12 protein-coding genes and 2 pseudogenes are annotated in these 8,881 nt (G+C 45.7%); 9 read left to right on the forward strand and 5 right to left on the reverse strand.

Annotation, left to right across the window (positions count from 1 at the left end; all coding sequences use genetic code 11):
• The first annotated feature begins 25 nt into the window (after positions 1–25).
• The 7 genes and pseudogenes from GSO_RS13745 to GSO_RS13770 all read left to right on the forward strand — a co-directional run bounded on the left by GSO_RS13745 (position 26) and on the right by GSO_RS13770 (position 5,207).
• Complete coding sequence (locus GSO_RS13745; RefSeq protein WP_003605672.1) at positions 26–286, forward strand: hypothetical protein; 261 nt, start codon at positions 26–28, stop codon at positions 284–286.
• Positions 276–713 (forward strand): hypothetical protein, encoded by a 438-nt coding sequence (locus GSO_RS13750; RefSeq protein ID WP_003605670.1) that lies wholly within the window; start codon positions 276–278, stop codon positions 711–713. The genes GSO_RS13745 and GSO_RS13750 overlap by 11 nt, the downstream gene beginning before the upstream one ends.
• Positions 706–1,950 (forward strand): MobP2 family relaxase, encoded by a 1,245-nt coding sequence (mobP2, locus tag GSO_RS13755; protein WP_010493216.1) that lies wholly within the window; start codon positions 706–708, stop codon positions 1,948–1,950. Before GSO_RS13750 ends, mobP2 begins: the two co-directional genes overlap by 8 nt.
• Before the next feature lie 41 nt (positions 1,951–1,991).
• Complete coding sequence (locus tag GSO_RS13760) at positions 1,992–2,237, forward strand: hypothetical protein (RefSeq protein ID WP_003605667.1); 246 nt, start codon at positions 1,992–1,994, stop codon at positions 2,235–2,237.
• Positions 2,224–4,764 (forward strand): annotated as a pseudogene (locus GSO_RS16105) (ArdC-like ssDNA-binding domain-containing protein). The gene GSO_RS13760 and the pseudogene GSO_RS16105 overlap by 14 nt, the downstream one beginning before the upstream one ends.
• Positions 4,764–4,943: pseudogene (locus GSO_RS18705) on the forward strand (hypothetical protein). Before GSO_RS16105 ends, GSO_RS18705 begins: the two co-directional pseudogenes overlap by 1 nt.
• Before the next feature lie 159 nt (positions 4,944–5,102).
• Positions 5,103–5,207 carry a putative holin-like toxin gene (locus tag GSO_RS13770; protein WP_010493218.1) on the forward strand — a complete coding sequence of 35 codons (105 nt, stop codon included), beginning with the start codon at positions 5,103–5,105 and terminating at the stop codon, positions 5,205–5,207.
• Positions 5,208–5,362: 155 nt separating this feature from the next.
• On the opposite strand, the gene GSO_RS18010 is transcribed toward GSO_RS13770, so the two are convergent.
• Genes GSO_RS18010 through GSO_RS13795 form a run of 5 tightly spaced genes read right to left on the reverse strand, consistent with a single transcriptional unit; the run spans position 5,363 to position 7,088 of the window.
• The gene (locus GSO_RS18010) at positions 5,363–5,740 is read right to left on the reverse strand and encodes a hypothetical protein (RefSeq protein ID WP_010493220.1); all 378 of its coding nucleotides are present in this window, start codon (positions 5,738–5,740) and stop codon (positions 5,363–5,365) included.
• A gap of 2 nt (positions 5,741–5,742) precedes the next feature.
• Positions 5,743–5,886 carry a hypothetical protein gene (locus GSO_RS18245; RefSeq protein WP_003605663.1) on the reverse strand — a complete coding sequence of 48 codons (144 nt, stop codon included), beginning with the start codon at positions 5,884–5,886 and terminating at the stop codon, positions 5,743–5,745.
• Positions 5,879–6,328 carry a hypothetical protein gene (locus GSO_RS13785; RefSeq protein WP_003605662.1) on the reverse strand — a complete coding sequence of 150 codons (450 nt, stop codon included), beginning with the start codon at positions 6,326–6,328 and terminating at the stop codon, positions 5,879–5,881. The genes GSO_RS18245 and GSO_RS13785 overlap by 8 nt, the downstream gene beginning before the upstream one ends.
• A 13-nt stretch (positions 6,329–6,341) precedes the next feature.
• Positions 6,342–6,632 carry a hypothetical protein gene (locus GSO_RS13790; protein WP_003605660.1) on the reverse strand — a complete coding sequence of 97 codons (291 nt, stop codon included), beginning with the start codon at positions 6,630–6,632 and terminating at the stop codon, positions 6,342–6,344.
• A 9-nt stretch (positions 6,633–6,641) separates the two neighbouring features.
• Positions 6,642–7,088: a hypothetical protein gene (locus GSO_RS13795; RefSeq protein WP_010493223.1), complete on the reverse strand. Its 447-nt coding sequence runs from the start codon at positions 7,086–7,088 to the stop codon at positions 6,642–6,644.
• A 502-nt stretch (positions 7,089–7,590) separates the two neighbouring features.
• Here GSO_RS13795 and GSO_RS13805 point away from each other — a divergent pair.
• Positions 7,591–8,484 (forward strand): DNA/RNA non-specific endonuclease, encoded by an 894-nt coding sequence (locus tag GSO_RS13805; RefSeq protein ID WP_003582052.1) that lies wholly within the window; start codon positions 7,591–7,593, stop codon positions 8,482–8,484.
• Between the two features lie 5 nt (positions 8,485–8,489).
• A complete protein-coding gene (locus GSO_RS13810) occupies positions 8,490–8,849 on the forward strand; it encodes a PH domain-containing protein (protein ID WP_010493229.1) in 360 nt (119 codons plus the stop codon).
• Positions 8,850–8,881: the final 32 nt, after the last annotated feature.

Genomic DNA, 8,881 nt, shown 5'->3' on the forward strand with positions numbered 1-8,881 from the left:
CATTATTTTAAAGGAGGAAAAAAGAATGCCAGAATTGAAAGTGAGAGACTTATCTGAGCAAGATTTGGCGGGTATTGAATCCGCTGCTAAACGTGCTCATCTATCACGAGAAGCCTATCTTCGCGAACTCATTCATCATGACGCAACCGGCCACTTGCTCAGTGGTGATGTGTCAGATTTGCGCGAACTAACAAGACAGATGGCAGTCATCATTGAGCAAAATACGAAAGCCTATCTTGACTTTGTTGATGCGGTTAGGAGGTTGAGGTTGCCTAATGAGGATTAGAAAAACAGTGACTTTGGATTCCAGCCTTGAAGGCTTCGCTAATCCAGAGGACGTTCAAAAATATATGGATCAGAATGATCTAAAAACTTTAAGTGCTGCCCTCAAGTCTTTAATGGATGAACACCATCAACTGAGCCAACAAGTTACTCAGCAACAACAACTAGTCCATGAAATTGTGCAGGAGGTTATGAAGCAGCTCAAACCCACCACAAAGAAAGTGACGATGACCGATCGTAACATGTTGGTCTTGCTGAAACTATTTGACGGTGTTGTCGTTCAAAACGGCTGGGATAATTTGCCCATTCCCGATGACACAATGAAGCCAACAACAGTTGCTCGTCAGATCGTCAGTGACCAGATTAAGACCGAGTACATTCGCCGCCAAACGAACCAAGTACACCATCGAGGTGGTGGTGCTGATGCCTAATCGTGTATCACCTGGCATTGTCAATGTGACCGATTTTGTCGCAGCCCATGCCAAAAAGTTTGGCAGCTACATCAACTACATTGATCGAGACGAGGCGATTCGGATTGATCACTTTGACCAACAAAACATTCTGTCAGTTGACGGCTACAACCACTACATGGAGAATCCAAAAAAATCTTCCGGCATCTTCACTGATCAATACGATCATCTAATACCAACACAACGCGTTCAGTTAAAGAAACAATTCACCGTGGCACAAAAACATCAGTCGGTCATGTGGCAGTCCGTATTCAGTTTCCGTAACGACTTCCTAGCTGAAAACAATGTCTACAATCTGAAGACCAAACAATTAGATGAAGCTAAGTTGCGTGACGCTACCCGGGTCGCCATGCACGACTTCACCAGCAAGATGGGTATGGCACATTCGGCTATTTGGTCTGCCGCGATTCACCGCAACACAGACAACATTCATATTCATGTTGCCATTGTGGAGCCACAACCTACCCGTGAATGGAAACGAGTTACAGTCGAAGGTAAGCACGGTCAAACCTATCAAGAATGGCAGCGCAAGGGTTATGTGCCTAAGAAAATTTTGAACCATTTCAAGGCGGCATTTGCTAACGAAATGGTTGATCGCGATCGTTCACTTGCACGAATCAGTGAACTCATTCGTCAACGACTACAACCCGATCAGCGTTCTGTTTGGCGTCATCAGAGCAGCCTAGACTTTACCGTTAGGTATCAAGAGCTGGTCAAAAGCTTACCCCGTGATCGGCGTCTTTGGAAGTACAACAACAATGCCATGCAGCCATATCGTGAGCAGTTAGATGCCATGTCGCGAAACTATTTGATGCGTTGTAAGCCAGAAGAGTTGGGCGAATTTAAACAACTACTCGCACAAGAAACACGTTTCCGTGAAGCCTTGTATGGCAGTGGCACAAAAGAAGCTAACCGTGCGCAAGACTACACCGATAACAAGCTACATGAGCTGTACGCTCGGATGGGTAACAGCATTTTAAAAGATATATCAGCTTATCGTTCTGAGCAGGAAGCAGTCTCTAAAACGCAGCATCAACCATCAGTAGCCAATCACTTGAATGGCCTACAAAAGATTTTCAGCGCCGATATCAAGGCACAGCGGTTAGCCAAACGCGAATATCAAAGACGCCAGGCTGATCAGGATCGCGAACGCGAAAAAGACAAGAAGAAACAGGAACAACAGACGCGCTTTTACTAGGGCGTTTTTTGTTTGCCTTCTATATAGAAAGGAAGATGGTTATGCCACCTATTTATGCAGATGAAATGCAAGTGCTCGGTAGTGAGCTGCCTGTCATTGATAGATTAGATGAGTATCCAACTTTTAGCTTGCAACCAACGTCCATCAAAATGAGACAGGTCGCTTGGCAGCGGATTACCGACAATCAGTATCGACCGTTATACGCTTTGGAGCCGATCATCAAACCAGTTCCTGGTGCAGAAAACAACGTCACATGGGAGGAGGATGGTGAAGATGGCGAGGACTAAAGCTGAGATCAAAGCCTGGGAACATGAGATGGCGCAGCGAGCCACAGAACAATTGAGCGCACTTGCTGATACTCAAAAGTTTAAGCAATACCTTCGGCAAAATGCTGCCTTCCATGGCTACTCTGTTCGTAATGTGCTCTTGATTAATATGCAGCATCCTAATGCAACGCGGGTTGCCGGTTTTAAGCAGTGGGACAAATTAGGTCGTCACATTCGCAAGGGTGAACACGCCATCAAGATCACCATGCCAATCGTTAAGAAGCTCACGTCAGAAGAACAGGTCAAATATAAAACGACCGCTGAACGAGCAATTGTTGGTTATCGCTACGGCTCAGTATTCGATGTCAGTCAAACCAACGGCAAAGCTTTACTATCCGCAACAGATTTTATTAAGGAGCGGTTGGGCGATCACCAAAACGTGGAGCGTTTATATCACGCTGTCGTCGATGCCATTAATACCGAAGGTCACGTTAAGGTCAGTGAAGCCCCTATTGATGAACCGGGTGTTCGTGGTTTCTTTCGGCCGTCTACCCAAGAAATTGTGATTAGTCCACAAGAAACAGATGCGGCTATGAAACTCAAGACGCTGTTTCATGAGTACGGCCACAGTCAGCTACATGGCATTGGTCAGGCATTTGCTGATCGACCACGCGCTTGGAAAGAAGCGCAAGCCGAATCTGTTGCTTACATTGCCATGCAAAACATTGGCATCGACACTGGTGACTATTCATTAGGATATGTGGCCACTTGGGCGAAAGATCCTAAAGTGATGGCACAAGCCCTCAAAGAAATCAATGAGGCCAGTGTGCATACGATCGAGCTGTCTGATCAAGCTGCTCAAAATTTGGACTTTGATCAAGCACAGACTACAGAAGCAACGCTTAACGATGCTCCGGAACAAACAACAAACCTCAATAGCGGTAAACGTGAGCGTTTGACGCAATCTGAAATTGATCGTGCCCGTAAATTGTCCTTAGTTGATATTGCGCGTAGTGCTGGCATTGATCTCAAGGAGGATTCCCGCGATTAATACCGCGGTGTCGATCACGACTCCTTAGTTATTGATGCAAAAAAGAATCTATGGAAATGGAACTCCCAGAATTTAGGTGGTGGTGCGATTGAATTCGCCACCACCTTTTTAGACCAGAAAGGCTTTTATCAAGCTGTCAAGTTTCTTAATGCTGGTCACTACGGTGAAACAAAGATTCAGACCGCGCCTAAGGCAGCCTATCATAACTACTTAAAACGAGCTGATAGCTTTGATCGAGCGCGGGATTACCTCACCATCGCCAGAGGGATTAATCCTCATCTAGTTGACCGCCTGTACCAAAAGGGCCTCATTTTTCAGGACTCACAAAACAATCTGATCTTTCAATGGGCGCGAAATGGCAAGGCCGTTGGCGCAAGTATTCAAGGCACTGAAATTGATTTTAAACAATACGGTAAACGTGGCACGCAAAAAAAGATCGCCGCAAACTCGCAATCTGATTTTGGTTTCAATTTTAGTTTGGGGAAACCCCAAGACTTGTATGTCTTTGAATCACCGATTGATGCGTTGAGTTACTGGACACAACACCCAGAGCTAACGAATTGCATGATTGCCTCAGTTGATGGTACCAAAGTTGAAAGTGTCGTGAATATGGCGGTCAATATGTATAAAACAAAAGGGCAATTGCCAGCCACTATTTATGTTGGCTCCGACAATGACCCTGCCGGTCATCAGCTTTATGACAAGCTGCAAGACTCCATCTTAGCTAATACCGAGGCTGAGGTAACTACTTTTAAGCCGCTCTTTCCACAGGATAATGCGATCACTCAGACAACTTACCAAGGCTTGAAACAAGCTGCAGATCAAGCGGGCATTGACTGGCGTGAATTGGCAGCAGCAGCTAAAGCAACAACCAACCTTTCAACGAACTACCAGCAGGCTTTTCCGCTGCCACAAGCCATTGCCAAAAGCAGCGTGCTCATCAACACCGGAAAAACTAACTTTAATTCAGATGAGGCTTTACTAACCGCAGCAAAATTCATCAAAGCTAATCGCACCGATGATAACAAGCCTAATTGGGACGCCATTACGAAAAAATTAAATCCTGGTATTGAGGATCATGACCGCGACCATTTAGCAGCAAAATCTTCTTACTACAACACACGTTACCAGGCTGACAATGGCATTTTGCCGGTGACTAAAATTGCTAAAGACTGGAATGAGTTAGCTAAGTTGGCCCAACACCCAGCAGCAATGGATCAGCAGTTAGAACAAACCTATCGTTGTCAGGATGGAAAAACGGCCCAACTAGTTGATAAGGGTCAGGACGAATTTGCGCTAGTGGATACTAAACAGCCTGATAAAGTTGTGGGCTACTTTGAAGCCAACGATCCTCAACAGTGCGCCTATCTCATTAAGCAGTATGGGTACAACGCTGTAGACAAAGAAGATGAGCAGAAGTATCAACAAACGCAGCCGGTTAAGCCCCAACATCAGCAGAAAAAACAACGTGCATCAGGACTAGAGCAAAGTATGTAATGCCCTACCTGCTGGGTTTCAGTCGAGCTGGCGACGAGAACGGCTGGGTTTTGCCGTTCCGTTGCATCATGTTGCCGAGATCGGATTGAATCCTCGCGGCAGGCAGATGCCCGAAGCGCGTGGGCGGGGCAGGCGCCCCACGCTTCTCGGCCTTGGCCGAAGAGGCTTTTTTTCGGTAGCAAATAGCTGTATGCCTTGCGCCTCTAGGAACGAAGCCAATTATATGCTATACTAGACGTGGCAGAAAAGTTAAAGACGGTGGCGACTTCCGTAGATTGGAGGTGGTGCTTATGGTGTAAAAACCAACGTACCACGATACCAACGAAAGGAGAAGCCTTGTGTCCATTTCGGACGCTTTACAGCTTATGCTAGGGTTCGGCACGTTTGTCGTAGCCCTGATAGCATTAGTTGTTGAGCTGATTAAAAATCAGCAAAAAAAATAACCGTCTTCGCTTTGGCTAGCTGACGGTTATTTAACCTAATAGTTACCGCCGTCTTAAACGGCTCTGCTAGGGGAGCACTCTTATGGGGGTGCTCCCTGTTTGTATTCTCATTATAACAGAAAAAGCACAATCTGACTAGATTGCGCTTGCACTCTTTAAGTCTTGGTAGCACCTTCAAAGGCATTCTTGATGTTTGGATTGAGTAGCGGTGCTTGGTTACCAGTAATGTTGCTAGAAATCATCTGCAGGGCGCTTAATTCATGCGCACTGGCTTTGTCAGGCTTAACTCCTAATTCAATGCACAAGATAGCAAGTACGAACCACTCTCGATTACCTTTGTTGAATTCAGCAAGTGTTTTGTAGTAGGCATTGACCATATTCACAGCCACGACCTCTTCAAGTTGCTTCGTCAGAAGTTTCTTGTATTGTTTCTTAGGTACCACAGTCTCGTTGTAACAATAAGTCATGTCCTGCATGGTCTGGTCGAGTTTGTCACATGGCTGTTTCACAACTTCGTCGTAGGCAGTTTTCACGGTTAAAGACCTCTTTCGATTTCTGTTCCTTGCCGAATATAAGCATCAACGAGTTCTAACGCGTGACGCAAGCGATTAAAGGTATCGCTGTCCAGTTCTTCAATGACTTCACTCAATGCGACTTGTGCTTGTTGTTGGTCAATCATGGTCGTCACCTTCTTCCAGTGGAACAACTTCACAATTCGGGTTGAGCCATTTAGCAAATTCTTTTGCGGCGGCCTCGGTTTCAAATCGTTTCGCCTGTGTTTCGTCCCGAACGTAAGCCACCTCATCAAACTCATCATCATCGTAGGTAGCATGGTGAACAGCTTGCGCGTAAAGTAAGCCCATTTTGACTCCCCAAACGCTCTTAGGAAAATGTAGCCCTTCGGCTACAACATCTGGTTCTTCATTCATCTCTCCGGGTTCAACAATGACGCTATCGACTAAATCACTCTCGCGCAGTTCAGGATTTTGGCTCAAAATGAAATCTGTTGCGAGCCGCTGTAGGTCTTCGTCCGTCGCGTCTTCACTGGCGTAAACCATAATAAAGTGAGGATGATATTCGATTTCGTCAATGCTGACTTGATAGAGCTTTCCTTTTGTCATTGTTTACACTCCTTTATGCAACTGCTAGTTCTTCATTGAAATCATTAGCGTACGCTTCCGTCACACCGACCAACTGCCAAAAAACTGGGCCGCTAGTTTCGTGAGTGAAGCTGAACACTATGTCTTCATCAACAAGTGCTCGTGGTGTTTTAGCAAAGCGAAAGCCTAGCACAAGAGCATTACCTAGTTGTGGGTCGTCGTGTAACTGGACAAGTTCAGCACTCACGTAGTTGCCGGCTTCTCTCGTTTCCTTTATCCAAGCTTCCAGAACATTAGGTTTGTAAGTATTTCTAATATCAATCATGGTAGCCTCCTATTTGATAACCTGAATGCTGATGTGTTCGTCCATAAACTGTTGTGCTGGTTGGTTGATGAGCTGATATTTTGCAAATACGCGGGTCTTCGGTGAAAGTTGAGCTAGTAACTGGTCAGATACAACCGCCGTCAGCTTGCTATCGCCTAGCATAAGTGCTGTCACTAACAGCTTCTTTTCATCGTGAGTTTGATTAGGCGTAAGTAGGAAGTCTTCGGTAACGTAATAAGGTGTATCGCACCCGTTGGCATAAAAGGCTAGGCGTTGGTTGCCGTAACGGTCTCTCTCAATTTGACTGGTCGTTTGACTTTTAACAGCAATTTCTTGAATGTAAGGACGTAACCCCTCACTCAATTTAGCGTGTGTTCTTTGTCCATTTGGCCAACTGTCAAAAACACTCTCCTCATCGTCTTCAATCATTGGCAGGTAAAATGGTAATTTCTCCATTGCTGACACCCTTTCTACCGGCGGTTTTTGAAGCCGCCTTTGATGTAACAGGCACACCAGCTACGGCAGGAAACGCAAGGGTGAGCGTAGCGAAAGTGGCAAAAATTTGTGGAGTGTTCTTTGCGAAACAAAATTTTGCCCGGCCCTTGTTTTTTCTGCTAGAGCTGCTTAGGAACTTGTTCCTTAGCAGCTTTGTTGCTGGTTGAATGCGGAATCAAAGCAAGGCAAAAACCGGCAGTAGAAAGGTTCCTGCGGGCTTGCCCGCGTGGCGGCACGCCACAAGCTTTATGCATAAGTCTTGCATGATTTGCACGATAGCAGACAACCGGCAACCAATCGGGTTTAGGTACAAACTGGACTTGCCAGTTACCTACCCTGAAACGACAAGACGTTGCCGGGGCGTGCGGGTCGGCCTAGGGCCCGCCGCCCCTACGCAAACTAAGCCTTACCGGGCGTTATTTGCTCAGCAAGGCCACCACAACGAATCAGAAAGGACTTCAATATGAAATTAACAACAAAATGGTTTTTAGCCCTCAGTACAGTATTAGCAATTAGTATCAGTGGTTGTTCAGCCGTTCAAGGATCGAACACAAGTCAATCAAGTACAACCAAATCCGCTGCTTCCTCTGCTACATCGACGAGGACTACTGAGACTGCGCAGACAAACAGTGATCTTGCCAACTTGCCATTTGATCTGACAAAGTACCCGCAAAACTACACAACGCTTAATCAAAACGTTCCAATCTTCGTAAATGGTTTTAAGCAAACAGTAGCTGCCGCCCAGAAAGCGAAAACCACACGCGCTCAAACTTACTTTGAAGGCTTGGATGATCTAGGAAGAACGCAAAGTGTTTCTGCCATTGTGACCTACAGTATAATGCACAGTCACGCAAGCTCTGTACGCAAGCGACCAGCCTTTCCTAAAACCACGAAGGTTGCCGGTGAGTACGCTGATGGCGTGTATAACAAAAACCTGCAACAATGGTTTGGCCGCAGCAACAATAACCGAATGGTCCAACTTAACGGTTATCGAGGTTATCTGTATAATAAAAGCCACCTGTTAGCGTGGTCGCTAGGTGGCGATATGCAGACTCATAATGTGATTCTTGGCACTCGTGCTCAAAATGTTGGTACCAATGACCAACGAAATCCCGGGGGTATGGCTTACACAGAAACTCTGACGCGCAATTATCTTAGCTCACACCAAGACGATGCGGTCGCTTATCAGGTTATTCCCGTGTACGTTGGCCAAGAACTGGTACCGCGTGGCACACACGTTTTGGTGCAGTCGATTAACAATCCATCACAGTTTCAAGCTAATGTCTGGGTCTTCAATACGCAATCAGGGGTAACTATTAACTACAATAACGGCTCATTTCAACTGAATGGAGAGTGATCGAATTGAATCGTGAAGTGGTTCGTAAACTAGTCCAAGTCTATATCGACAGGAACAAGCTTAGCAATCCAGAATTTGCCAAACAAGCCAAGATCAATGATCGGACTGTACGTCGCTTGCTAAACTCTGAGGATAGTATTTCTGACCAAACCTTAGAGAAAATGGCGGCTGTTTGCGAAAAACGTAAATTTGCCGTCATCGGCTTTAGCACGGGGAAGATTTATTTTCGGGGTGAACATCACGCTGACTGCACCCGGTGGATCAATGAACAAGCAGTCCAGATAAAAAAAGCCCACAGCCATAAGAAAATCGCACTTAATATGAAAGAACCAGTGATCATTCAGCGCTTGCCATTTTCATCTTAGAACCCGTCTAGTATCTTTTAAGAACTATCTTT

Source organism: Lacticaseibacillus zeae DSM 20178 = KCTC 3804, assembly GCF_000260435.1.
Taxonomy (GTDB): Bacteria; Bacillota; Bacilli; order Lactobacillales; family Lactobacillaceae; genus Lacticaseibacillus; species Lacticaseibacillus zeae.

Coding starts and splice junctions, on each gene's coding strand:
- GSO_RS13745 (WP_003605672.1), top strand. CDS start 26: ATGCCAGAATTGAAAGTGAGAGACTTATCTGAGCAAGATTTGGCGGGT.
- GSO_RS13750 (WP_003605670.1), top strand. CDS start 276: ATGAGGATTAGAAAAACAGTGACTTTGGATTCCAGCCTTGAAGGCTTC.
- mobP2 (WP_010493216.1), top strand. CDS start 706: ATGCCTAATCGTGTATCACCTGGCATTGTCAATGTGACCGATTTTGTC.
- GSO_RS13760 (WP_003605667.1), top strand. CDS start 1,992: ATGCCACCTATTTATGCAGATGAAATGCAAGTGCTCGGTAGTGAGCTG.
- GSO_RS18245 (WP_003605663.1), bottom strand. CDS start 5,886: ATGATTGACCAACAACAAGCACAAGTCGCATTGAGTGAAGTCATTGAA.
- GSO_RS13785 (WP_003605662.1), bottom strand. CDS start 6,328: ATGACAAAAGGAAAGCTCTATCAAGTCAGCATTGACGAAATCGAATAT.
- GSO_RS13790 (WP_003605660.1), bottom strand. CDS start 6,632: ATGATTGATATTAGAAATACTTACAAACCTAATGTTCTGGAAGCTTGG.
- GSO_RS13795 (WP_010493223.1), bottom strand. CDS start 7,088: ATGGAGAAATTACCATTTTACCTGCCAATGATTGAAGACGATGAGGAG.
- GSO_RS13805 (WP_003582052.1), top strand. CDS start 7,591: ATGAAATTAACAACAAAATGGTTTTTAGCCCTCAGTACAGTATTAGCA.